The 24,185-nt window shown below is 67.8% G+C and carries 15 protein-coding genes and 2 pseudogenes; 12 read left to right on the top strand and 5 right to left on the bottom strand.

All coding sequences use genetic code 11. The annotated features are described in order from the left end of the window. The first annotated feature begins 142 nt into the window (after positions 1 to 142). From flgK to ACWHYQ_RS00070, 4 genes are all read left to right on the top strand, one after another. Complete coding sequence (flgK, locus tag ACWHYQ_RS00085) at positions 143 to 1,540, top strand: flagellar hook-associated protein FlgK (protein ID WP_447973771.1); 1,398 nt, start codon at positions 143 to 145, stop codon at positions 1,538 to 1,540. A 77-nt stretch (positions 1,541 to 1,617) separates the two neighbouring features. Further along, positions 1,618 to 3,378 (top strand): flagellin N-terminal helical domain-containing protein, encoded by a 1,761-nt coding sequence (locus tag ACWHYQ_RS00080; RefSeq protein WP_447973770.1) that lies wholly within the window; start codon positions 1,618 to 1,620, stop codon positions 3,376 to 3,378. Between the two features lie 9 nt (positions 3,379 to 3,387). Further along, positions 3,388 to 4,713: a glycosyltransferase family 9 protein gene (locus ACWHYQ_RS00075; RefSeq protein ID WP_447973769.1), complete on the top strand. Its 1,326-nt coding sequence runs from the start codon at positions 3,388 to 3,390 to the stop codon at positions 4,711 to 4,713. After that, a complete protein-coding gene (locus ACWHYQ_RS00070) occupies positions 4,682 to 6,508 on the top strand; it encodes a CgeB family protein (RefSeq protein ID WP_447973768.1) in 1,827 nt (608 codons plus the stop codon). Before ACWHYQ_RS00075 ends, ACWHYQ_RS00070 begins: the two co-directional genes overlap by 32 nt. Positions 6,509 to 6,551: 43 nt before the next feature. On the opposite strand, the gene ACWHYQ_RS00065 is transcribed toward ACWHYQ_RS00070, so the two are convergent. Together ACWHYQ_RS00065 and tnpA are read right to left on the bottom strand one after the other, a co-directional pair. Beyond that, positions 6,552 to 7,685 carry an RNA-guided endonuclease InsQ/TnpB family protein gene (locus ACWHYQ_RS00065; protein WP_447973767.1) on the bottom strand — a complete coding sequence of 378 codons (1,134 nt, stop codon included), beginning with the start codon at positions 7,683 to 7,685 and terminating at the stop codon, positions 6,552 to 6,554. Positions 7,686 to 7,688: 3 nt separating this feature from the next. After that, entirely contained in the window at positions 7,689 to 8,102 is a 414-nt protein-coding gene (tnpA, locus tag ACWHYQ_RS00060) for an IS200/IS605 family transposase (RefSeq protein ID WP_447975607.1), read from the bottom strand. Positions 8,103 to 8,188: 86 nt separating this feature from the next. On the opposite strand from tnpA, the gene ACWHYQ_RS00055 reads away from it, so the two are divergent. The 4 genes from ACWHYQ_RS00055 to fliD all read left to right on the top strand — a co-directional run bounded on the left by ACWHYQ_RS00055 (position 8,189) and on the right by fliD (position 12,992). Continuing rightward, positions 8,189 to 10,012 carry a glycosyltransferase family 9 protein gene (locus ACWHYQ_RS00055; protein WP_447973766.1) on the top strand — a complete coding sequence of 608 codons (1,824 nt, stop codon included), beginning with the start codon at positions 8,189 to 8,191 and terminating at the stop codon, positions 10,010 to 10,012. Continuing rightward, entirely contained in the window at positions 9,936 to 10,625 is a 690-nt protein-coding gene (locus ACWHYQ_RS00050) for a hypothetical protein (protein WP_447973765.1), read from the top strand. The genes ACWHYQ_RS00055 and ACWHYQ_RS00050 overlap by 77 nt, the downstream gene beginning before the upstream one ends. Before the next feature lie 5 nt (positions 10,626 to 10,630). Then, positions 10,631 to 11,452 (top strand): flagellin N-terminal helical domain-containing protein, encoded by an 822-nt coding sequence (locus tag ACWHYQ_RS00045; RefSeq protein ID WP_447975606.1) that lies wholly within the window; start codon positions 10,631 to 10,633, stop codon positions 11,450 to 11,452. 142 nt (positions 11,453 to 11,594) lie between these two features. Next, complete coding sequence (gene fliD, locus ACWHYQ_RS00040) at positions 11,595 to 12,992, top strand: flagellar filament capping protein FliD (RefSeq protein WP_447973764.1); 1,398 nt, start codon at positions 11,595 to 11,597, stop codon at positions 12,990 to 12,992. A 470-nt stretch (positions 12,993 to 13,462) separates the two neighbouring features. Here the strand turns inward: fliD and fliS are convergent, their stop codons facing one another. Both fliS and ACWHYQ_RS00030 read right to left on the bottom strand, forming a co-directional pair. Beyond that, positions 13,463 to 13,873 (bottom strand): flagellar export chaperone FliS, encoded by a 411-nt coding sequence (gene fliS, locus ACWHYQ_RS00035; protein ID WP_447973763.1) that lies wholly within the window; start codon positions 13,871 to 13,873, stop codon positions 13,463 to 13,465. 19 nt (positions 13,874 to 13,892) lie between these two features. Beyond that, the gene (locus tag ACWHYQ_RS00030; RefSeq protein WP_447973762.1) at positions 13,893 to 14,153 is read right to left on the bottom strand and encodes a flagellar protein FlaG; all 261 of its coding nucleotides are present in this window, start codon (positions 14,151 to 14,153) and stop codon (positions 13,893 to 13,895) included. A 415-nt stretch (positions 14,154 to 14,568) separates the two neighbouring features. Here ACWHYQ_RS00030 and ACWHYQ_RS00025 point away from each other — a divergent pair. Together ACWHYQ_RS00025 and ACWHYQ_RS00020 are read left to right on the top strand one after the other, a co-directional pair. Continuing rightward, a pseudogene (locus tag ACWHYQ_RS00025) lies at positions 14,569 to 15,312 on the top strand (NAD-dependent epimerase/dehydratase family protein); the annotation flags it as partial. A gap of 475 nt (positions 15,313 to 15,787) precedes the next feature. Beyond that, positions 15,788 to 20,017, top strand: a complete 4,230-nt coding sequence (locus tag ACWHYQ_RS00020) for a glycosyltransferase (protein WP_447973761.1) — start codon at positions 15,788 to 15,790, stop codon at positions 20,015 to 20,017. 147 nt (positions 20,018 to 20,164) lie between these two features. Here the strand turns inward: ACWHYQ_RS00020 and ACWHYQ_RS00015 are convergent, their stop codons facing one another. Beyond that, complete coding sequence (locus ACWHYQ_RS00015) at positions 20,165 to 21,142, bottom strand: P-loop NTPase (RefSeq protein WP_447973760.1); 978 nt, start codon at positions 21,140 to 21,142, stop codon at positions 20,165 to 20,167. Positions 21,143 to 21,435: 293 nt separating this feature from the next. On the opposite strand from ACWHYQ_RS00015, the gene ACWHYQ_RS00010 reads away from it, so the two are divergent. Both ACWHYQ_RS00010 and ACWHYQ_RS00005 read left to right on the top strand, forming a co-directional pair. Next, positions 21,436 to 23,379, top strand: a complete 1,944-nt coding sequence (locus tag ACWHYQ_RS00010) for a HEAT repeat domain-containing protein (RefSeq protein ID WP_447973759.1) — start codon at positions 21,436 to 21,438, stop codon at positions 23,377 to 23,379. A 12-nt stretch (positions 23,380 to 23,391) separates the two neighbouring features. Then, positions 23,392 to 24,162: pseudogene (locus ACWHYQ_RS00005) on the top strand (CheR family methyltransferase); the annotation flags it as partial. Positions 24,163 to 24,185: the final 23 nt, after the last annotated feature.

Below are 24,185 nucleotides of genomic sequence, written 5' to 3'. Positions count from 1 at the left end.
AGAGGGGAGAGGGGAGAGGTGGTTCCCCTCAGAACCCCCCCGGGTTTTAGCCGTAGGGAGGTTCAGGAGAACCAGAGGAGGGTCCAGACGGCACGGATCGCCGGCCTCCGGTCGTCCGCTCGTCGAGCCAAAAGGAGAACCCATGTCCGACGTGTTGGCCCTGCTTAGCATCGGAAAATCCGCGTTGCTGGCCACCCAGCGGGCCCTGGCCGTCACCGGGCAGAATATCGCCAATGTGAACACGCCGGGGTATTCCCGACAGACAGCGCAGCTCGCTACCACCATGCCGATGGAGGCACACCCTGGGCAGCTTGGAACTGGAGTGGCGGTGACGCGCATTCAACGCGCGGTGGATGCCGTCGTAGAGCAGCAGCGGCTCGCCTCACAGGCCCAGCTCGGGCGGCTCACCGTCATTCAGCAGACACTGACCCAGCTCCAAACCCAATTCGGCGACACGGCGGATCAAGGCCTCGGGGCCGCCCTCAACGCCTTCTTCGCAGCCTGGCACGATGTCGCGACCCATCCGGCCGACGCGGCCGCCCGCACCGTCCTGCTGGCCAAAGCCACCGCCTTGACGGAGCAGTTCCATCGCATGGCCGCATTCTTGACTGAGACACAAGGGATGGTGGATCGCCAAGTCGGCGAGACCCTCGCCACCATCAACGCCCAGGCCCAGCAGATCGCAGCCCTGAACCAGCAGATCGCACGGGCCCAGGCGAGCGGGCAGACCCCCAACGACTTGCTGGATCGGCGGACCCAGCTGCTCAATGAGCTGGGAAACCAGATTGCGGTCTCTACGCTCGAGGAGACGCCGGGCCGCCTCACCGTCTTGGTGGGACACGGTCACGTGCTCGTGTCGGGCGATACCGCCTATGCCCTCGTGGGCCAGGCGGGCGCGTCCCCCACCGGCCACCTCGCCGTGCTCTACCCGGATGAATCAACGGGCCAGCGGCTTGATCTGTCGTCAGAACTCACCGGGGGCCAACTGGCTGGGCTGCTCATCATGCGCGACACGACGATCGCAGGGCTCCTCGACGCGGTCAACCGCCTCGCAGCCACCCTGGTGTCGCAGGTCAACGACCAGCATGCGGCGGGCTACGGCCTGGACGGCTCGACCGGCCAGGCGTTCTTCGACGCCACCGGGACCACGGCCGCGACGATACGCGTCGCGCTGACGGACCCGAACGAGGTCGCGGCCGCAGACCGCGCCGCGGGCGTGCCCGGCGACGGCGCCAACGCCCTGGCCCTGGGAACGCTCCCGACCGCCGTGCTGGCGGCACTCGACAACCTGACGATGAGCCAGTATTACGCGCGGACGGCGGCCACCCTGGGCGCGACCGCCAACCAGGCAGACGGCGACCTCAAGGCCGAGCAGGCGATCCAGGATCACCTGCAAGCCACCCGGGCGCAGGTGTCCGGCGTGTCGCTGGACGAGGAACTCGTCAATCTGCTGGCCCAGCAACGGGCCTTCGAGGCGGCCGCTCGGATCATTACGATGACCGACGACCTGTTGCAAACGATTGTCTCCATGAAGCGGTGATCCGTTGCGCGGACCCGGCGTCCGACAAGCCCCTGAGCACCGCCGCACCGAGTGAGACGGAGCCAGCGAGGACCCCAATGCGAGTGTCAGACCAACAGCTCTTTGGAATCCTGATGACCTCGATGCAGCAGGCCCGGGCGACCTTGCTGGCGGCCCAAACACAACTGGCCTCAGGCAAGCGGGTGAACGCCCCGTCGGACGATCCTGTGGCGTATAGCCGCCTCGTCGAACGAAACGCGTCGCTCGCGCAGATGGACCAGTGGCTCCGCAATGCTCAGGCGGGCGCCGGGCAGCTCCAGATGGCCGACCACACGCTGACCGCCGTCACCAATGTCTTGGCGCGGGCGAAGACCCTGGCCGTCCAGTTGAGCAGCGACCTGAGCGGACCACCGGCGCGGGCCGCCGGTGCGGGGGAAATCCGGCAGCTGCTGTTCGAGCTGCAAGGCCTGGCCAACACCACCACCGACGGGCAGGCCCTCTTCACGGGGACCAGCACCCGCGGCCGCGCCACGGGGACGACGCTCACGACGCCGGTAACCATTACCGGCGGGAGCACGGACACGCTCCACGTGTCCGTGGATGGGATCGCCTCGGGCGTGATCACGCTGCCAGCGGGAACCTACAGCGGTCCAGCGGCAGCCGCCCTGGTAGAAGCCCAGATCAACACGGACGCAACCCTCCGCGCGGCCGGGAAACGCGTCACAGTCACGTATGAGGACGGCCGACTCGTCATCGTCTCCACGAGCGCGGGGCCCCGCTCGACCGTCACGGTCACCGGCGGGACGGCGCGAGGGGAGCTGGGCTTCAATGGGGGCAGCACGACCACCGGCGCCGCGCCCTATGCCCTGCAAGCCTTCGCCACCGCGGCCCCCACCAACACCGGAGACGCCACCATCTCCCAAGGCCAGATTGACGACGCCACCCAGGCCACCCTGAACGACTATGTGATCAAATTCGAGTCTGCCTCGAGCGTGTCCGTCTACAACGTGTCGGCTCCCGTGACGGCCACCGCGGCGTCCACCAATCGTGGCCAGATGCGGGTGGCCAGCGCAACTGTCGTCGATCCGACGGCACTGACCCTCGACGACTATGAGATCGTGTTCACGTCGGACACGCAGTACACGATTCGGGACCGGACGACCGGCGCAGTGGTGTCGAGCGACAACGCCTACCAATCCGGCGCGGCCATCACCTTCGATGGCCTCCGGGTCATCCTGCAGGATGGACCGGGCGGCGGGCCCCAGCGCGGCGACACCGTGGCCGTCGCCGTGGCGTCCACCGTAGTCCAGGCCCATCAGCCGTATGTGTCGGGTCAGGCCATCCGGTTCGATGGGCTGGCCGTCACGCTGACGAGCGGCCCCACTGGCCCGGCCGCCGGCGATCGGTATGCGGTGCGCACCGGGCTTCAATATCAAGGCAATACGGGACTGCCCCGCATTCCGATCGATGCCGGCCCCCCCGTCATGACCACGCTGCCCGGCCAAGCCGTGTTCTCCGGGCCGACCACGGATCTGTTTGCGTCGCTGAAACGCCTGCTGACGGCGCTGCAGGGGCAGGACCGCGACGGCATCACCCAAAGCGTGAGCGCCCTCGATCAAGCGATCGCCCAGGTGACTGGGGCCCAGGCGCAACTCGGCGCGGCGGCCAACCGCCTGAAGACGACGCAAGACGACCTCACAACGGCGCGCGACGCCCTCGCGCAAGCACGCGCGCAGGATCAAGACGCCGATATCAGCCAAGTGGTGACCGCGCTGGCCACGCAGGAGTATGCGATCCAGGCGGCCCAGGCCGCACTGGCCAGACTGTTGCAGACCTCGCTCTTGCAGTTCTTGCGGTAGGGATTCGGCATGCGCGCGCTGGTGCTCCAACTGGCTCGATTAGGCGATCTGGTGCAAACCCTGCCGGTCCTCTTGGCGCTCCACCGGAGCGGGCGCGCGCGGGCGCTGGACCTGCTCTGCCCGGCGCCCCTGCGCCCGCTGGCGGAACAGGCGCCTGGCGTGTCGCAGGTGATCGCCTGGGACGGACTGGTATGGACCTGGCTGGCCAAGCACGGGGGGATCGCGGCAGCCGAGAGCGTCCTCCAGCGGCTCGTGTCCAAGCCCTACGAGATGGTGTGGAACCTGAACGCGCACCCACGGGCGATCCTGCTGGCCCATCTGCTGGGCACCCAGGTGATCGGTCCAGGCGCGTACGGGCCCCTGCATCGCCAGTTGCCCCCCTGGGCGGCCTATCTCCGGCAGGTGGCGGCCCATCGGGGCGCGAATCGGATCCATTTATCCGACGCCTGGTGCGGACTGTGTGGAGTGCCCCCACCGGGCTGTGCGCCCACCCTGCCCGCGCCGACGGTGCCACTCCCGAGAACCCTGGACCGATTTCTGCAGGGGACCGGGATCCGACTGGCCCTCGTGGTGGGCGCGGGGGCGCCCTCCCGCCGAATCCCCCCGCGCGTGTGGGCGGCCTTGTTAACCGGCTGGCTGACGGCCTGTTCCGCGGGCCGCGCGGTCCTCGTGGGCGGCGCCGGGGAACACGAAGCGGGCTGGGCGATTCAGACGGCGCTGCCCCCCATGCTGCAAAGCCGCCTGTGGAACGTTGTCGGCCGCACCGACGTGAGGCAGCTCGCGGCCGTGTTGGCGCAATGCGCCTGGGTGGTGGGAGCAGATACGGGCCCGCTTCACCTGGGGGTCGCGCTCGGGGCTCAGGCGCTCGGCTTCTATATCGCAGGGGCGCGTGTGCATGAAACCGGTCCCTATGGAGAAGGGCACTGGGTGTGGCAGGCGGAGCCCGATTCCGGCGCCGGGGGCGGTCCGACCGCTGGCGCGGGGGGCGGCCCGACCGCCGATGGGAAGACGCGCGCGACAGAGCCGCTCCCACCTACCTCCTGGCCGATCGCCGAGAGTGTGGCGCTGTTGCTGAACGCATCGGCCAGCCGCCGGCCCCCCGGGTGGTCGTTGTATCGCAGTCGTCTCGATCACCTGGGCGTCTCATTTATTCAGCCCGATGGGGTGATGGAGGCGGAGGATCCCCGAGCACGGGTGTGGACCACCCTCCGGGCGGCCAGCGGCGGCGAGGCCAGACCCGCCCCGCTGGCACCCTGTCCGCCAGAACCCGCTTCCGCTCCATCGACACCCCGGAGGAACGTCCATGAGTGCACCGTGGTGGAATACCAACCTTGAACGAATCGCCCAGCGGGATCCCGCCCTGGCCGCGCATCTGCGCACGGTCCCCGGCGGGATGTTCACGGTCCAAGAAGCCAAGAACGGCCTGCCCACGGCACGGTTCGACGGACGCCACATCCATAGCGCCTATGACCCGTGGTCGGAGGCGGAGGTCTGGGCCCAGGAACAGCGGCGACGCTGGCAGCCCGGGGAAACCGTGGTCATCGTGGGCGTTGGCCTGCTCTACCATGCGGAAGCCTTGTGCCGCTGTCTGCCCCCACAGACGTCCCTCGTGCTGCTGGTGCCAGACGTGCGGGCTCTGTACGATGCCTGTCAGGCACGCCCACTCACCGAGTGGATCACCCAGGTGACGTGGGCCTGGGGCCCTCCCCACGCGATCGCCGACCAGGTGGCCGCCCTGCCCCCACCGCTCCGGCTCTGTCCCTTCCCGCCGGCGGCGCGCCCGCATGCCGCCGCCTACGAGCAGATCGAGGCCGCGCTGCGACGCCACCTGGCCGCTCAAGCCAGCGGGCAGCTGCACATCGCTGTGGTGGGCCCCGTCGCGGGCGGCTCGCTCCCCATCGCGCACTATACCGTGTCGGCGCTGGAACACTTGGGCCATCGCGTCACCTGGATCGATCAGCAAGTGCATGCACCCAGTGTGCAAGCCATGGACCAGCTGACCGATCCGCGGATGCGCGCGACGGTGCAGGCCCGACTCACCGAAACGCTTGGCTGGTGGACCGTGGCTCGGCTGGCCGAAGATCCCCCGGACGTGGTCCTTGCTCTGGCGCAAGCGCCGCTAACCCTCCCCATCCTCGAACGACTGCGCCGCCATCGATTCGTGACCGCGATCTGGTTTGTCGAGAATGCCCGGCATTTCACCTACTGGCAACAACTGGCCACCGGCTATGAGTTTTGGTTTGTGATTCAACAGGGCACCTGCCTGGAGGCATTGCGTCAGGCTGGAGCCCAGCAGGTCAGCTACTTGCCCGTGGCCGCCGATCCGCTGGTGCATCGTCCAGTGACCCTGACCCCAGAGGAAGTCCGCGAGTTCGGCGCCGATGTCGCGTTTGTGGGGACCGGCTACCGGAACCGCCGGCAGCTCTTCCCGCGTCTCATGCAACCGGAGTGGACGTTTAAGCTGTGGGGGACCGAATGGGACGGTGCCGACGCGCTGCAGCCGGCGTGGCAACGCCGTGGCGCCTGGCTCGCCCCCGACCTCTGCGTGAAAATCTTCAATGCGACCGCCGTCAACGTGAATCTCCATTCCTGGACGGGCGATGGGGTGGATCCTCAGGGGGATTATGTCAATCCGCGGACCTTTGAGCTGGCGGCCTGCGGGGCGTTTCAGGTGGTCGACAAGCGGACGCTGTTGCCGGACCTTTTCACCGCCGACGAGGTGGCCGTCTTTCGCACCGCCGACGAAATGGTCCCGCTCATCCGACGCTTTGTGCATGAGCCGGAAGCGCGCCGGCACATGGGGGAGGCCGCCCGTCGCCGCGTCCTGGCCGACCATACCTATGTGCAGCGGATGCACACCCTCCTCGCCCACCTCGGCGTGGCGCAGCCGGATCGGATTGGGGCCCTGCTTCGGGGGGACCGGCAGGCGGGGAGGCTCGCGCAGCATGCCCTCTGTCCGCCGGCGTTGGCCGCCACCTTGCGGACCGTTCCGCCGATGCAGCGGGTCGAGATCAAAGACCTTGCCGCCCAGATTCGGCGCAAAGGGCCGCTGGCCCGCTTGTCTCGAGACGAATTGCTGGTCCTGCTGCTCGATGAATATCGGCAGGACACCAAGGATCTGGTGGTGTAGGGGGCTCGTAAACAACCCTCGACTGAAGTCGAAGGCTTTATTCTCAGCAAGCAGCATGGCCACTTACTGGAACATCAGGCGTGTTTACAGCCGCCCTTGGCGGAACTGCCGTTCCGCCAATCCGGGCAAGGTTTCGACTGGCATTCAAGTCGGCGTGCGCCCGGAGACCACACTGTTCGCACACGAAACGATGCTTGATGCGCTTGCCGATCTCGCCACAGCAGGAGCAGATCTGGCTCGTGTAAGCCGGATCGACGTACTCGACCGCGATACCGGCCACTTTCGCCTTGTACTCGACACAGCGCTGAAGCTGCCGGAAGGCCCAGCGATGCAACCTAGCTCGCACGCGCTTTCCTGCCTTGATGCGGCTGCGAATGTGCGTCAAGTCCTCCATCACGATCTTGGTAACACCCGCCTCGATCGCGGCCTGGACGATCTTCTTGCTCGTTTCGTGGTTGATCTGCTTGACGCGCCGCGCCTCGTTGCCGGAGACCTGCCGCAGCTTCTGCTTGGCGCTGCGGCTGCCGTTGGACTGAAGACGGCGGCGCAGGGCAAGGTATGTGTCGCGTCGATGACGCAGTTCCCCGCCGCCAAAGACCTGGCCCGTACTGATGGCGGCGAGGTTGTTCTCGCCCACATCCACGCCCATCACAGGACCGGAAGCACGCGGCTCGATGTCGCCAGACTCGACGACGAGGTTGAAGTACCAGCACCCCTTGCGAAAGACGAGTTCGGCTTCCCTAGACGGCCCGGATTCGAGGATCCGACGCTGATGCTCGCCCAGACGCATGGGAACCGTGATGCGGCCGGAGAGGGTGTTGAGCGAAACCGTCTCGCCCTTGAGGGAGTAGGTGCGCTTGTCGAAATGCACAGAAGCTCGGTCGAAGCGGATTCCCGGAACCTCGGCGTCTTTGCGGATGCGCCCAAGAGCCTTCTGCGTCTTGTACGCCTTGCAGACCGAGAAAATGGCGTTGCAGCACATCTGGCTGCCCAGCGGCGTTGCTGCCCGCAGCATCGAGTACGCACGCTGGTGCAACGCAACCCTGTTCCAGACCCGATGCTCGCGCACGATCGGCACCAGTCGGTTGCAGGCGTCGGCGTAGGCCGCTTGCAAGGCCGCAAGGCGTGCCGCCTGCTCAGGCGAAGCATCAAGCTTGATCGACGCAGTGCGCATCATGGCTCAGCGCCTCTTGGTGACATGCTCGGAGCGCTCGATGTAGCGCCGGATGGTTTCGGCGCTGACATTGCCGGCGGTGCCCACGTAGTAGGATGGCGACCACAGGTGACCGCCCCAGAGCCGGCCCCTGAGCGCCGGAAAGCGCTGAAACAGAAGACGCGCCGTCATGCCCTTGAGCACCTTGACGGCATCGGCCACGGCGACAGCGGGTGGGATGCTGACGAACAGGTGGATATGGTCTGGCTGGATTTCTTTGGAACTGACCGGCCATCCTCGCTCCATGCAAATCGCGTCCAGCATCGTTCCCGTTTCCTTTGCCACCGCCCCTGTCAGGACGTCATGCCGATACTTCGGACACCAGATCACATGGTAGGCCGTTTGATAGACACAATTCCTATTGGTAACAACATCGACCATGGGCAACATGGGACACCACATGGTGCGCCTCGCGCAACCGCCATTCCTCCCGCGACTGAAGTCGCGGGTTTCCTTGCGGGGGTTTTATGAAGCAAGTGCTGATCATCAATGTGACCCGGCTTGGGGATCTGGTCCAGACCGGCCCCCTCGTGACCCGGCTGCACCAGGAACGGCCAGATATGGCCGTGGATCTGCTCGTGGATACGAGTTGTGCGCCGATGGCGGCGCTCCTCAGCGGGGTGCGGCGCGTGATCGCCTATGATTTTCAACGGCTGCTCGTGGAAGCTCGGATGCACGGCCGATCCGTGGTGGCCTTGTGCGCTGAGCTGACTGCCTGGGTCACGCCCCTCATCGAGACGCACTATGACCGGATCATCAATCTGACCTTCACGCGTCCGAGCGCGTTGCTCACCGCGGTCCTCAGCGGTCGGGACGTGCGAGGCGCGACGGCGGCGCCCGACGGGACCATCATCTGTCGCGGATCCTGGATGACCTATTTTGCGAATCTCGCCCGCTACCGGCCCTTCAATCGCTTCAATCTCGTGGACCTCTATGCGCTCGGCGGCAGCGGCCCGGGGGCCTTCGTCCCGCTCTCCCTCACGGTGCCGCCCTCGGAGCGTGACTGGATCCAGCCCTGGCTCGCCGCCGAAGCGGCGCGCGCTCGCCGAGCCCACGCCGGGCCCGACGCCGCCAGCGGCGCCGGGCCCACCCCAACCGGTCGGGGGGCGCCGGGGGCCCTGCCCCGCACCTGGATCGCCGTCCATCTCGGCGCCAGCGACCCTGCCAAAGCCTGGACACCGGAGAGCTTCGGGCACCTGCTGGCCATCTGGGGGCGGCGGGACCCCACCAGTGGCTTCATCCTCCTGGGGACCGCCCCAGAACAGCCAGCGGCGCAGGCCGCGCTGACGGCCTATGCCCAGCGCGTGGACCGCGCGACTGCCGGTCGGGTCCCGGTCATTCAGGCGGTGGGCCGCACCACCTTGCCCCAGTTGATGGCCGTGCTGGCGCAGTGCCAGCTCCTGATCACCAACGATACTGGGCCCATGCATCTCGCGGTCGCACTCGGGACCCCAGTCATCAACCTGTCGGTTGGTCCCGTGGATTTTCGCGAAACCGGCCCGTATGGCCCCGGGCATCTCGTGATTCAAGCGGACCTGGCCTGTGCCCCCTGTAGCTTCCATCGCATCTGCGTGGACCAGGCCTGCAAACGACGCATTCCCCCAGAGCTGGTGGTGGACCTTGGGCTGGCCCGCTTAGGCCACGCGGCCTTTCCGGCCTGGTCCAGCGACGTCCGGGTCTATGAGTCAACGATCGACGAAGACGGCCTGGGCGCTTTCCGCTTGCGCATGGGGCACGAGGATCCGTTGCTGACCTGGTATGGATGGTGGTGGCGACGGTTCTGGTACGAGGACTTGACCGGAAGCCCGAGCCGGATCCCGGTCCCGGGGCCGCCTCCTGATCTTGACACCATCAGACCAGTCCTGGAGACGTTGCGGACGGCGGGCCCGCGCCTGGTTCGACAAGCCCGGCAGGTGGCGGCGGTCGCCAGTCGGTCGCCACTCCCGGTGACCGAGCTGCACGCCCACCAGACTCGCCTCGACCAGGACGCGCAGTCGATCCTCCCGATCGGCCTGTCCTCGTCGGCCACCCAACCGGTGACCGTGATGCTGCTGGAACAGCTCCGCAGCCTCGACGCTGCTGAGGTGTCAGCAATGGCCTGGCAACAGGTCGAGGCTTATCGGCAATGGCATCGTCGGATCGCCACAATCGCGGCAGCCATCACGCGCCTCAGCCAGCCGCCGCCCGCCAGGCCTCCACGAAAGGAGTCTACCCATGCGCATTTACCTCGATCACGAGACCTGGGACGTCGCCGAGTCGCAGTCGCTGGAATCCGTCTTGACCGAGCTTAGTGACCGAGCGGCGGCCCAGCACCGGCTCATCACGCAGCTGACGATTGGCGACCGGATCATCACCGATCGCGAGATACGGCCCGAGCTCCTGGCCGAGCCGGTGGGGCGCGCGGGGATGGTCCGGGCCATCTCCCAGCCGATTGAAGACCTCGTCCGCCGTAGTGTGGCCGCCGCCACCCAGTACGCCGCCTGGCTGGCTGAGGAGGGAGCCCGGATCAGCCACCAGCTTCGCGTGGGGGCGACGGCGCTGCAGCCGCTCGACCGCTGGCTGGGCTGTCTGGCGGATTATGTGGAATGGACCCTCACCGTCCACCCCTACGGGCTCGTGCCGGCGCAGGAGATCGCGCACTGGACCACGTGGATGACCGCAGTGTTGGAGGCGAGAACGGCCGGGGATCTGGTGCGCATTGCGGATCAGTTGGACTACGAGATCCTGCCGCAGCTGACGCGCGCGGGCGGCGCCGCCCGCGTGGCGTCAGCTTGGCCTGAGGCCCCCGCCGCCGAAGACCGACCGTTGGGGCAGGGAGCTCAAGAATTGCCCCAACCTGCCGATAAGGAAGCACAAGGGATCCCGAGACAGTCGCCCACAGCATCCACCCTTAACAGGGAGTGAATCCAATGAGTCTCGATATTAACTCGAACGTCGCCTCGCTCATCGCCCAGCTGAATCTGTCGAGGAACACCCAAGCCTTGTCGCAGTCGGTCCAGCGGCTCTCCTCGGGGCTTCGGGTCAACTCAGCGGCGGACGATCCGGCGGCCCTGGCGATCTCGATCAATCTCCGTGCCCAAATTAGCTCGCTCAATCAAGCCATCGCGAACGCGAACAACGGCGTCAGTCTCTTGCAGGTCGCCGATAGTTCCGCGGGCACCATGTCCAACTTGTTGTCGCAGATGCGCGCGCTGGCCGTCCAGGCCTCGAGCGGGACCCTCGACAGCCAATCGCAGAGCTATCTCGACAACGAGTTTGTAGCGCTTCGATCCGAAATCGATCGGATTGCGGAGACCACCGAGTTCAACGGGGTCAAACTGCTCAGCGGAAGCCAAACCGTCACGCTGCAAATCGGGTTCCGGAGTTCGGCCAACGACCAGCTGTCCCTGAGTCTCACCGATCTGCACACGGCCTCGTTGGGCATCAGTGCGGTGAACATCAGCACCGCCGCCAATGCCCAGAGCGCGATTGCCGCCTTGGATACGGCGCTCAACAACGTCGCGTCGGCCCAAGCCACCTACGGGGTCTACCAGAATCGGTTGCAGGCGACCGTCAGCAATCTCCAGGTCAGTACCACAAACTTCCAGTCGGCCGATTCCGTGCTGCGAGATGCCGACATTGCGGCGGAAACGGCGAAGTTCACACGAAATCAGGTGTTGGTCCAAGCCGGGACCGCGGTCTTGGCGCAGGCCAATACCTTGCCGCAGATTGCGCTCACGCTGCTGCGGTAATCGGCGGCGCGCCGGGGCGCCCACCCCGGCGCGCCGTTCCAGGCATCGAATCCCCACGCGGCCTCTATCCCTGCTGCCCCTCCCGTGAAGGGCAGAGGCCTCGCGGATCGCGGGACCCCCGGAGACCCCGGAGACGGCGACCATGAGCACGATCCCTCCCCTCAGCGTCGGCGGACTTGGCAACGGGATTGACTACGGGCAGCTTCTTGCCCAGCTCGTGCAGCTCCGGCAGGTCCCCATCACCCGCCTGCAAACCAAGCAACAGGCGCTCCAGACGCTCCAATCGGATTACACGACCCTCAGCGCGAAACTGACAACGGTGCAGCGCCTCGCCCAGTCGCTGGCGACGCCAACCAGCTTCACGCAGAACACGGCCAGCGTCAGCGATCCGACGGTGGTGGTCGCCTCCGCCTCGGCCTCAGCCGTCCCCGGGAGTACGATGCTTCAGGTGCAACAGCTGGCGACCGCGCAGGTGATCACCAATACCGCCGCGACCGCAGTAGCATCCCCCACAACCAGCCTCACGACAACTGGGGCCACGTTTGAGTTTCAGGTGGGGGGCGGCGCGCCACAAACTATCACGCTCGCCGCCGGCGCCACGCTCACGGATCTGGCGACCAGCATCAATGCGCTCACCGCCGGAGTGACCGCGTCCATCGTCAATACCGGCACTGCGACCAACCCTGCGTACCGGCTGGTGTTGACCGCGACGAACACCGGCGCGAGCAACGCGATCACCATCACCAACGACACCACCAGTCTGGATTTCCTGAACCAGACCGGATCCGGTGGGACGGTGACCTTACAGGCCGCGCAGGACGCCGTGATCCTGCTCGGGAATCCCGCCCAGTCGCCCCTCACCATTCAGCGGGCCAGCAACACCATCACCGATGCACTGCCTGGGGTCACCCTGTCCCTCAAAGCGGTCTCCACCGCGCCGGTCACCCTGACCGTCACCCGGGATGTCAGCGCCATCACCACCCCGATAGCCTCCCTGGTCAGCGCCTACAACGACCTCGTCACGTATCTGAACCAAAACGCCACGTACAATCCCACGACCCACCAAGGGGGCCCGTTCTTCAGCGAACAGGCAGCGCGCACGACGATCCAGCAACTCCGCCGCGCGTTGCTGGATTCCGTCCCCGGGGAGGGGCCCTTCACCGGCGTGGGCGCCATTGGCCTCAGCGTGCAGCGGGATGGCACGCTCTCGCTCGATCAGTCCCAGCTGAACGCGGCGGTGAACGCCAACGCGGCGGCGGTCCAGGCCCTGTTTGTGGGGAGTCCCAGCACCCCGGGCGTTGGCCAGCGGCTCGTCAACGCGGTGAACGCGCTGCAAGATCCGGCGTCCGGCGCGCTCCCGGCCCGGCAGCAGTCGCTGACCGAACAGCTCGCCAAACTGAGTGACGCGATCCAACAGCAACAGGATCAGGTGAGCCAGTATCAGGCCTCGCTGCAGCAGCAATTCGCGCAACTCGATGCCGTGCTGCGGACCCTGAACAGTCAGATGCAGGCCCTGACCTTGTGGACGCAACTCCGCTGAGTGGCTCGGGGCCCCATGCCCCAGTCCCCCACGCCCAGGGAAGCGCCGCCGGCCGGCGGGTCGGCTGATCGACTCGACGTCATCACGGAGCGGGCCCGGCAGGCGGCCCGCACCGGGCGCTGGGCGGCGGGCCTCACCTGGTATCACCATCGTGCCGGGGTCCTGGCCCAGGGCCTGGTGACGGCGGTTCAGGCCGACGCCCTCTGCACACGGGATCAGCAGGTGCTGGACCAGGCGCGGGTCGCGCACGCCGTCCTGGCGTATCAGCTCCGAGTCGTGGTGGCCCAGCACCAGCGACTGGTCCATCTGCACCACACGCTCCGTCAGATCGGGGTCCTGCCGCCGACCACGACACGGGACCGGCGACTCGAACGGACAGCCGGGCGTCGGCTGCCCTCACCCCGACCATGGCGGACTGAGCGGAGGCGGACGCCGCGGAGGGCCGGGCGCGGCGCGGACGGGGGTGGGGATCAGAGCCGTGACGCCGCCCGGGGCTGCGGGGCCGACGCCGCGGCCCGCACGACGCCCTGCCACCCTTCGCGCAGCGTCGCCAGTAACTGGATTACTTCGGCGACCCCCACAGGGTCGTTGGCGAGGTTCGCCGTGGTGAGCCGCCAGAGCATATACCGATAGAGCTGGTCCAGTCGGGCCGCAATGGTAAGACCCCGGTCGTGATCCAAGCTGGCGTGGAGATAGACGAGGATGTCGAGCGCGCGACTGAGCGCTTCCCCTTTCTCTCGGAGCTGATGAGCGGCGAGGGCCGCGGTGGCCTGCTTGAGCAACACAATCGCTCGGTCATAGAGCAGCAACACGCGTTCAACCGGTGAGGCCTGGAAGACGACATGCCATCCATACATGTCCGCCAGCTGGCGGGGTCTCATCGGCTCGTGCGCCATACAGTTAGCCGTTCCGGTTCAGCAGGGTGCCCGTCACGTCACGAAAGTAGGCGGCCAGAGCCAGCTGGACCTCGGGGGGGATCTGCCGAATGACCTGGCCGGTGTCCTGATTGATGACGGAGACCACCACCTGATGGGTCGCGCGATCGATCTCGAACTGCAAATAGACAAGCGAGGCGATCATGAGGGGATGGACGGATTCCCCTCGGACCAGCGCGGGGGGCGGCCCGGCCGCCAGCGCAGGGGCGGAATCCGCACCCGACATGCGGGACGTCACGGTCCCAGTCCGAACGACACCCGTGAGAGACAACGGAAGCAGTGCGTTGACTCCGGCTCCGACCGGTGGAAGCTCGTCGAGAGGCATCGGATATGTGGCGCCAGGATCCCGGCCAACGGACCCGAACGATCCGACTCGGGGAATCCAGTCGATCTGAACCACATATCGGCAGACAAAGCCGAAAACTGAAGTCGGGGCCGCGCCCGGGCAACCCCCGACCCACAGGGACCGAGATGCGGTCGCCGACTAGGCAAAATTGACCCAGCCGAGGGGCGGACACGACGCCGCTCCCTCCTCCAAACTGAGGTGGGATGGCAGGAACGGCCGTGGCAGAAGAATTGCTATAGTCAACAACGCATCACGCGTCCCAGATGGCAATCGCCGGAGTCCTTGCGAGTGGGCGATGTCCCCAGCTGGATCAGCTTCGAGTCACCATTTGATTGTGAGCGGCGGCGCCGGGTTTATCGGCTCCGGCCTCAGTGCCCGGTTCCTGGCCTCGGGGGCCCGCGTCACCATTTTGACCCGACAGGGAGAGGCGCCGCGGGCCCGCGCCCTCGCGCACCAAGGGGCGACGGTGGTCCCGTGCGATCTGGCCTCGGCGCGCGGCCTGCCGCATCCAGCCCACCTTGAGCCGGCACAAGTCTTCTGTCATCTCGCCGCCGATGTCTCGGTCAGCAGTCCGACCTCGTGGGCGGTGAATGTGGAGGGGACCCGGCGAGCCTTGTCCCTCGCCACCCAGCTCAACGTGCCCTACTTTGTCTTGGCCAGTAGCATCGAAGCGCAAGGGCCCGGGTCACCGGCCGAGAGTCCCCTGGCTGAAACCGGGCCACGCCGGCCGGTCTCAGCCTATGGCCAGACCAAAGCGGCGGCCGAGGCGCTCGTGGCCGCCTGGGGGGACTCCATGGCGCGACAGACCCTCATCCTCCGCATCGGTAATGTCTATGGACCTGGCAGCCGCTGGCTGGTCGCCTCGTCGCTCCTGGCGTTGGTGCAGCCTCAGACCGTGGCTGGCGTCTGGCCGGCACTGGCCCAACGGCGCTTCCAACCCCTGTATATCGACGACCTCCTTGAAGCGATCATGCGCGCGATCGATCGGCGCCTGACCGGACTCTATCTGCTGCCAGGGCCTCACGCGGTGACCGTGGGCGAGTGGCTTCACACCCTCGCCGACCTGATGGGGCTCCCGGACTGGCGGCCCGCCGGGTCCAACGGGGACCCGGCGTCGGGCCCGCCAACGGCCACGCTCCCAGCCGATTGGGCCTACTTCCTCATGGGGCCCCCCGAACGGAGTCATCGCGTCTACCACCCGGGCCGTCTGTGCACGGCGATCGGCCCGTACGCCCGATGGTCCATCGAGCGCGGGCTGGCGGCCACGGTGCAGGGATACGAGGCCAGCGGCCTCTTGGCGACGCTGCTGGACCGGGCCTCCGCTCAGCCTCGCCCACCGGTCCTCCCGGTGCCGGGCGGGCCGGCCCGCCGGCGGCAGCGCAGGAACCGGCCCGGCCGGCAGCGCAGGAACCGGCCCGGCCGGCGGCGGGGGCCGACCCCGCCGTGCGGCCCGGCAGAGAGACAGCCCGCGCCCTGGGCAACCAGGACGCAGCCAATCCGGAGCGTCATCACCCATGCGCATTGCCTTGATCAACAGCCCCTCCCTGACGGTTCGTCCCATCAGTCGCAGCATGGCGGGAGGCTTGGGCTTCGACAGTCACGCCGCGATGCTCCTGCCCCCGCTGGATCTGGCCATTTGGGCAGCCTCGTTACGCCAGCACGGTGCCGCGGTCCAGCTCCTCGACGCCGATCCACTCGGGTTGGACGCCGCGAGCACCTGCGCCCACCTCGAGGGGACGTCCTGGGACGTCCTCATTGCGACGGTCTCGTTACCGACATGGACCCACGATACGGCGTTGCTGGCTGACCTGCGCCGTCGTCATCCGACGGCCAAAGTGTTTGGCAAAACGGCCGTGCAGGACCCTGGCGTCTTGCAGACCCTGTTACGCCACAGCGGAGCCGATCTGATGATTTACGGCGAGGCCGACCTGAGCATTGGCGATCTCGTTGCCGGTCGCACGCGCCGGGGCTGTGCCTGGCTCGAGCACGGCATCGTGCAGAGGGACCCTGGGGAACCGGTCCAGGATCTGAACCGCCTGCCCGTGGCGGCGCGCGATCTGTTACCCAATGCCCGGTATCGATACCCATTGCTCGGTCAGCCGGTGGCAACCCTACAAACCAGCCGGGGGTGTCCGTATCCCTGCCGGTATTATTGTCCGTATCCCTTGGTGGAAGGCACCAAGTGGCGGGCCCAATCCCCGGACCGCATTGTCTCCGAACTCCGCACAATCGTGGAAGACCTCGGCATCACGAAGCTCTACTTCCGCGACGCCACCTTCACCCTCAACCAGGCCCGCATCATCCAGCTCTGTGAGCGGATTCGGGAGGCCGGGTGGGCCCTGGAATGGGCCTGTGAAACGCGCGTGGATTGCCTCAGCGACCCCCTCCTGGAACAGATGCGAGCGGCGGGCTGCACCTGGCTGCTCATCGGAGTCGAAACCGGCGATGAACGCGTCATGCAGCATCGGCACGGCAAAAAAGGCTTGACCGTTCCCAAACTCGCTCATCTACGACGCCAGACCCGGCAACTCGGCATCCGCCTGCATTATCTGTTAATGGTCGGCCTCCCGCAGGAAACCCGGGAGTCCATCGTCGAGACGTACGAGCTGATTCAGCGCGACGAGCCCGATTCCATCGGCGTCACCGTCATCACGCCGTATCCGGGAACGCCGCTCTATACGGACGCGCAGCGTGAAGGGTGGATCGAGTCGTTCGACTGGCAGGACTATGGCGGCCATCAACTCCCCATGCACACGCCGCACCTCACACGCGAGGACCTCCTCCTCGGCAAACAGTGGTTGGAAGACGGCTTTGCGATTCAGCAACGCCGGCAGCCCGGCGGCGCCGGAGATACGCAGCCCAGCCTGGCGCGCCAGCATTACCGGCAGCTGCTCCGCTGGGCCTATCGCTTAGAGACCCCGATAGCACGGATCCAGCAGGCGGCCCACGCGGCGGCCAACGCGGCGGGCCTCGAGGGAGCCGACTCAGCACGCCGCGACGGGGCGGGCCCGGCCCGCAGCGGGGAGGCGGGCCCGCCCCGCAGCGGGGAAGCGGACCCGGCCCGTCGCGGGGAAGCGGATCCAGCCCGCTCAAGCGTGCCCGGCGGCGCCTCAGCCCCGCCGCGCCTCAGCGTGGTGATTCCCACCTATAACCGACAGACCGTGCTGCCCCGCACGCTAGCGGCGTTCGCGGCCCAGACCCTCCCGGCCGATCAGTTCGAAGTCATTGTGGTGGATGATGGGTCGAGTGACGAGACCCCCCGCGTCCTGCAGCAGATCCAGACGCCGTATGCCTTGCGGTGCCTGACCCAGGCCCATCAAGGAGCCAACGCGGCGCGGAACCTGGGCATCGAGGCGGCGCGCGGCGAGATCGTGGTGTTCACGGGCGACGACATGATCCCGGAGCCGGCGTTCCTCGAAGCCCATCTGACGTTCCATCAGCAGCATCCCGCTGAGCTGGATGCCATGCTGGGATTTATTGACTGGTCACCGGCCATCACCGTCACGCCGTTGATGCGATACATCGTGTCGCCGGAAGGCGGACAGCAGTTCGCGTTTCACGAAGTGCGCAACGGGCAAGCTGATTTTCGGCTGTTTTACACCAGCAACGTCTCCATCAAGCGCAGCCTGCTCGGCAAGCCAGCGACGTGGTTCGATCCAGCGTTCACCTATCCGGCCTACGATGATATCGAGTTGGGCTATCGGTTGACCCGCCAAGGCCTGCGGCTGCAGTACAACCCCAAGGCCGTGACGCGCCACCACCACGAGATCACCGTCGAGGGGTTCGCGGCGCGTCAATATCAGGCCGGTCGCATGGCGGTGCGCTTCGCCGCCAAGCATCCCGACGTCAGCGCATGGGTGCTGCCGAGCTCCCTTCTGCAACAGACGGACCGCTCTACCGACGAGGCCTATCAGGCCCAGCTGGCCGCCGTGCTCGAAGCCGAACGGCTGAATCTCACGACGCTGGGGGCCGTCCGAATCAACGGGCAGCGCGGCGATCACGTCTATGCGCAGACCATCCTCTATCCCCTCTACGGGGCGCTCTTGCAAGCCGCCTATGAGCGAGGCGTCCGCGACGAGATCCGAGCCCGCAACGGGGAGGCGGGCCCGGCCCGCAGCAAGGAGGCGGGCCCGGCGGGACACCGCAAACCCGCGGCGCATCCCTACACCGCGTCAATCATCATCCCCGTGTTCAACAAGGTCGAGTTAACCCGGCAATGCCTCACCGCGCTGGCGCAGGTCACCCACGGGGTGACCTACGAGGTCATTGTGGTCGACAACGCCTCATCGGATGAAACCCCTGCCTTCCTCCGCAGCCTCGGCGGTGACGTGCAGATCATTCGCAACCCCGACAACCGGGGATTTGCCACGGCGTGTAACCAGGGGGCGCACGCGGCCCGAGGCCAGTACCTGGTCTTTCTGAACAACGATACCATTCCCCTCCCCGGTTGGCTCACCGCATTAGTGGACGAAGCAGAGCAGCATCCGGAGGTCGCCATCGTCGGCAGCAGGCTGCTCTACCCAGACGGCACCATTCAGCATGCCGGCATCGCGTTCTCCCGAACCTGGTTCAGGCCCTATCACCTCTATCGCGGGTTTCCCGCTGACGCCGCGGTCGTCAATCGCCGACGGGACCTGCAGGCCGTCACGGCGGCCTGTTGCTTGGTCCGGCGGGAAGCCTATGAAGCGGTGGGAGGGTTCGACGAAGCCTATCGCAACGGGTTCGAGGATGTGGACCTCTGTCTCCGCATTCGTGACCGGGGCGGTCGCATTGTCTATCAACCTCGGAGCGTGCTCTATCACCTGGAAAGCCAAACGGAGGGCCGGTTCACGCATGACGAGGCTAACGGCCACCGGTGGTTCACGCGATGGAGCCAATCCTGGTGGCTGCCCGATGAAGATCTGCTGACGGTGCCGGACGGCTATGCGTGTCGACTCCACACGGCGCAGGGGCTGGTGCGGACCGTCCTCGAACCGCTCCGGACGGCGCAGGACCGCGCGCAGTGGGCCCACGTGGCGGCCGTGCAACGGCACGCCCAGCAACGCGACCTCGTCGCGCTGCGGGCGGCCCTCGCGAACCCTGATGACTGGCCCGCTGAGGTCAGCGTGTTGCGCTGGGCCGCCTTTGTCTGCAAATGGGCGGGCATCCCCGCGCAGGCGGCCCCGTTTTGGCGACGGCTCTTGATGATTGAAGAGGCGCCGGACGCACGACTCGCCCTGGCCCGGTTGGCACTGCAAGACGGCGCGCTGGCCGAGGCCGCGGCCCACGTGAACGCCCTGCAGCCCCCCACGGGCGAAGCCTTGGTGGTGCTGGGGCTGATCCAACTCCAGCAGGGCGACAACCAGGCGGCGGCGACGACGTTTGAACGAGCCCGTCAGGCGGGCGGGGATCCCCAACAAATCCGGATGGGACTGGGGCTCGCCTACTTGGGCCAAGGCCAAGCCGCCCAGGCGTGGGAACAATTTGAGACGGCCCACGACGCCCAGCCGGATTCGCCGGCAGCGATCCATGGACTCCTGCGCGCCGGGACCGCGCTGCAGTGGTGGCGGCCCCTGGCCGACCGGCTGATGGCCTATGTGGAACGGCGTCCATTGGATCTGGCCGCCCGCTTCGCACTCGCTAGCGTCTGGTGGCGACTGGGATGCCAAGGGGCCGCGAAGCGGGAATATGAAACCATCCGTCGCCTGAATCCCGCCTACGAGGGGCTGGACGCCTTACAGATGAGGGTGGCCGACGCCAGGTAGCCGATCCCGTGGCAGGCGGGTCGGCGGCGCCCCATCCTGTCCAGCATCAGTCCTGCTGCGACGCGACCTCCGTCGCGTGACCGGCCGGCCCTGAAGCAGCCAGGCGGGCCGGTCCTCAGTGCCCGAACACAGGCATCCCTCACCAGGTCACGCCCCACACGGCCTGGGGGCGGTCTCGCTGGGCGGCCGCAGAGACCGCGGCGGCACGGTGGCGGCCGGCGGGGCCGCGGACCGTGACGCGCCGTGAGCGTGGATCGCCTGGACAAGGACCGTGGCAATCCGGTCGAGCGCCTGTACGGCCGGGGCGGTCGGAAAGGCTTCCACCACGGGCAAGTACTGCCGCACGGCTCGCGGGACAGCGTCATCGGCCGGCACCTCTCCCAAGCAGGTCACGGTACCCCCTACGTAGTCTCGGAGCAGGCGCTGGAGCTGGAGGATGTTCACCCGGGCCCGCCCTGTGACCTGGTTGACGACCAACGCGGGCCGAAAGGTCGCCAGCAGCTGATGCGCCACCGCCCGGCCGCTGGCCTCAGCGGCCCCGACGGCGTCGAGGATGGCGTCCACGCTCACAAACTCCCGATCGGCGATGGCCGCCGCGACAGCGCCCCGCGCCAGAAACCCCGACAGAACCCGCCGAAGGGTGGCGAGTTTGAGGAATCGATACGCGTCCAACACCGCGGTGGGTTCCGGCGTCGTGACCACAAGAGGCAAGTCTGCCATGAGGAAGCTATCCAACGTGTGGGGACTCGTGCCGGCCCCGACATCCACGAGGATGACATCCGCGTCCAGCTCCCTGAGTCGGCGAATCAGCCGCTGCTTCCGGGCGGCGGGGAGGGTGGCCGTGGCGAGCGTCTCGCCAGTCCCAGGAATCAGGCGCAGGTGTGGCTGGCCCGGCACCGGGAGTGCCACGGTCTCCAGCGACGACACGCGGTGCTGCACGAAATCGGTCAACGTGGCCGGCAGATCAAACAGCCCGAACAGAATATGCAGATCGGCTCCGCCGACGTCGAAGTCCGCCAGGACGACACGGAAGCCGTGCCGCGCGAGCAGCAGACCAAGATTGCCGACCAGGACACTTTTGCCGACCCCGCCTTTGCCGGAACCGACCGAAAGAATCATTGCCATGGCTCTCCCTCTACGCCAACCTCCAAGGTCCGGGTGCGACCCACACCGGAGCGAATGCAGCATCCATACCCAGCCAGCCAATCCGGTCTCGATGTGCCGATGCAAGAGACGCGTCAGGCATCTCAAGATTTTGCGGCAACTGCCGATAAAAGATCCAAGCGGACTGCGTCCGATTCGTCAACACCGAGCTGAAGCTGTGCCGTCGGCGCGGCGAATGACGCGGGGCGCCCGGCCCGAGCCGACGCTCCCTGGAGTCGGGACCAACCCGCAGCGAGACCCAATTCTGCCGAGCCGTGGGTGACGGAGCGAGATCCCAGACAGCCACATCGGGCAGTGGGGCCGGACGGCCAGATCCCACGCCGCGGCGCGCGGACCTGGCCGACGCGGCGGTGCGCGGACGAGACCAGGATATCGAGCGGCTCGTGTCGGCGCTGCAGGACGAGCATCCCGGCGTCCAGCAGGCGGCGATCGACGGCTTGGTCCAGGTCGGCGGGCCCGCAGTGGTCGCGCGGCTTGTTGGTCTGCTGCGCGCGCCGGCCGCGATTCGCACCATGGCGGTCGAGGTGCTCCAGCAGCTCCTGCCCACGGCGCTCGACGCGGCGCTGCCCCTGGTCACGGCGCCGGATCCGCACGTCCGCAAGCTGGTGGTGGACGCGGTCGGGCATCAGCCCGATCCGCGGGTGGTCGGCCCGCTGGTCGCGCGGCTCGAGGATCCGAACCCGAACGTCCGCGCCGCAGCGGCCGAGGCGCTGGGACGCCTCCGGGCCGTCGAAGCGGTGCCGGCGCTCACGGCGCGGCTCCAGGACGAGGAATGGGTCGTCTTCTCCGCGCTCACCGCGCTGGCTGAGATCGGTGACGCGGCCGCGCTCCCGGCGGTCCTGCCCCTCGTGCGGGATGGCCGCGGCGCCGTGCGCTGTGCCGCCATCGAGGCCGTCGCGGCGCTGGACCGGACCGGCGCCGCCGGGCCGGTGTTGCTCGAGCTGGCGGCGGCGGCGGAGCCGGACCTCCGCCCGGCGCTGATCAAGGCCCTGGCCACGATCCCGGAGGACACGGGCGCGGCCCTCTGGGCCGCGCTGGACCGCTCCGTCTGGCTCACGATCCTGACGGAAGCGAGCCAGGATCCGTCGGACGAGGCGGTGCGGCTGTCCGCGATGACGGGCCTCGGCCGGCTGGGCGATCCGCGCGGCACGCGCGCCGTCTTGGCCGCCTATCGCCGCTGGGCGCGCCCGTCGGAAGAGGTGGAGGCCTGTGCGGTGCGGGCGCTGGTCGGGACGGGCGATGTCGCGACCCTGCTCGAGGCGGTGCGTCCGGAAGAGGAGCCGGTCTGCGCCCTGGCGGTCCGGGCCCTGGGCGAGCTGCGGGCTCCCCAGGCCGTCCCCGCGCTCGCGGCGGTGCGCGAGACGAGCCAGAACTGGGAGCTGCGCCGGCTCGCCGTGGCGGCGCTGGCCGAGATCGGCACCGCCGAGGCGCTCGATCGGGTCGCGGAGGCCGTGGAGGACCCGACGGGGCACGTCCGCTGCGAGGCGGTCCGGCGGCTCGGGCGCGCGGGCCGCGACGCGGATGTGCGGGCGCTGTTCGCGAAGCTGACCACCGAACGCTACCAGGAGGTCCGCGAGGCGATCGTCGAGACGCTGGTCCGGGTCGCGGGCCCCGACCGCCTGGCGGACTTCGTGCCGTTGCTGGCGCATCCGGCGCCCGCGGTCCGCGAAGCCGCGGCGCGCGCCATCGGGCTGGCCCGGCTCCCGGAGGGGCTGGAGCCCCTCCGGGACGCGATGAACGACCCGGAGTGGACGGTGCGGCAGGCGGCGGCGGCGGCGCTGGGGCGCTTCGACGATGCGCGGGCGTTCCGCCCCCTGTTTCTCGCCCTGGCCGACGACCACGAGCAGGTGCGCCTGGCGGCCGTGGCGGGCCTCGCCCGCTGGGACTGCGCGGAGACGCGCCAGGCCCTGATGACCCAGAGCCTGAGCGACACGGACGCCTGGGTGCGCTTCCGGGCGATCGAGCGGCTGGGCGCGCTCGGAGCGACCGAAGCGGCGCCGCTCCTCGCGCGGATCGCCGCGAGCGCGCGGGAGCCGGCCTGGCTGCGCCGGGGAGCCGTCGCGGCCTTGGGCGCGATCGGCGGCGAGCAAGCCCGCGCGCGGCTGGCCGAGCTGTGTCAGCACGAGCGGCCTGACGTCCGCGAGGCCGCCGCAGCGGTCTTGGCGCGGGATGGGTGGGCGGCGGGCCTGGGGGAGTGAGGGACGCACCCCATGGAGCTGAGCGCGGCCACGTTCGCCGCCCTCCGCAACTTCATCTACGAGCAGAGCGGGATCTACTTCCAGGACAACAAGAAATACGTCCTGGAGAGCCGGCTCCAGGCCCGCCTCAAGGAGCGGAACTGCGCCTCCTTCGAGGAATACTGCGCCCTGCTCAACGACGACGCGTGGCGGGACCGGGAGCTGCACGCGCTGTTCAACCTGGTCACGACCAACGAGACGTACTTCTACCGGGACCTGCCGCAGCTCCAGGCGTTCACGGACCTGGTCTTGCCCGCCCTGCTCCAGAGGAACCAGGACACCAGGCAGCTCCACCTCTGGAGCGCGGCCTGCTCGACGGGCGACGAGCCCTACACGCTGGCGATGCTGCTGCTGGAGCAGCCCGCGTTCGTGGGCTGGTCCATCGAGGTGCTAGCGAGCGACATCAGCGAGGCGGCACTGACCACCGCGCGCAAAGGCATCTACGGGGCGTACGCCGTGCGCAACGTCCCGCCCGCCCTGCTCGAGAAGTACTTCACCGTGGAGGACGGTCAGTACGTGCTCTCGGCGAAGGTGAAGCGGCTCGTGAAATTCGCCCACGTGAACCTCTACGACGCGCCACGCTTGAAAATGATCCGGGGGATGGACGTGATCTTCTGCCGGAACTGCCTGATCTATTGTGACGAGGCCGCGAAGCAGAAGATCGTCAACGGCCTGTACGACTGCCTGCGCCCCGACGGGTACCTGGTCATCGGGTTCTCCGAGTCCCTGCATACCCTGTCGCGGGCCTTTCGTCCCCTACACGCCAA

Source organism: Nitrospira sp. Kam-Ns4a, from assembly GCF_965152595.1.
This window is presented reverse-complemented; position numbering and strand designations above follow the sequence as displayed.

Coding starts and splice junctions, on each gene's coding strand:
- flgK (WP_447973771.1), top strand. CDS start 143: ATGTCCGACGTGTTGGCCCTGCTTAGCATCGGAAAATCCGCGTTGCTG.
- ACWHYQ_RS00080 (WP_447973770.1), top strand. CDS start 1,618: ATGCGAGTGTCAGACCAACAGCTCTTTGGAATCCTGATGACCTCGATG.
- ACWHYQ_RS00075 (WP_447973769.1), top strand. CDS start 3,388: ATGCGCGCGCTGGTGCTCCAACTGGCTCGATTAGGCGATCTGGTGCAA.
- ACWHYQ_RS00070 (WP_447973768.1), top strand. CDS start 4,682: ATGAGTGCACCGTGGTGGAATACCAACCTTGAACGAATCGCCCAGCGG.
- ACWHYQ_RS00065 (WP_447973767.1), bottom strand. CDS start 7,685: ATGATGCGCACTGCGTCGATCAAGCTTGATGCTTCGCCTGAGCAGGCG.
- tnpA (WP_447975607.1), bottom strand. CDS start 8,102: ATGGTCGATGTTGTTACCAATAGGAATTGTGTCTATCAAACGGCCTAC.
- ACWHYQ_RS00055 (WP_447973766.1), top strand. CDS start 8,189: ATGAAGCAAGTGCTGATCATCAATGTGACCCGGCTTGGGGATCTGGTC.
- ACWHYQ_RS00050 (WP_447973765.1), top strand. CDS start 9,936: ATGCGCATTTACCTCGATCACGAGACCTGGGACGTCGCCGAGTCGCAG.
- ACWHYQ_RS00045 (WP_447975606.1), top strand. CDS start 10,631: ATGAGTCTCGATATTAACTCGAACGTCGCCTCGCTCATCGCCCAGCTG.
- fliD (WP_447973764.1), top strand. CDS start 11,595: ATGAGCACGATCCCTCCCCTCAGCGTCGGCGGACTTGGCAACGGGATT.
- fliS (WP_447973763.1), bottom strand. CDS start 13,873: ATGAGACCCCGCCAGCTGGCGGACATGTATGGATGGCATGTCGTCTTC.
- ACWHYQ_RS00030 (WP_447973762.1), bottom strand. CDS start 14,153: ATGTCGGGTGCGGATTCCGCCCCTGCGCTGGCGGCCGGGCCGCCCCCC.
- ACWHYQ_RS00020 (WP_447973761.1), top strand. CDS start 15,788: ATGCGCATTGCCTTGATCAACAGCCCCTCCCTGACGGTTCGTCCCATC.
- ACWHYQ_RS00015 (WP_447973760.1), bottom strand. CDS start 21,142: ATGGCAATGATTCTTTCGGTCGGTTCCGGCAAAGGCGGGGTCGGCAAA.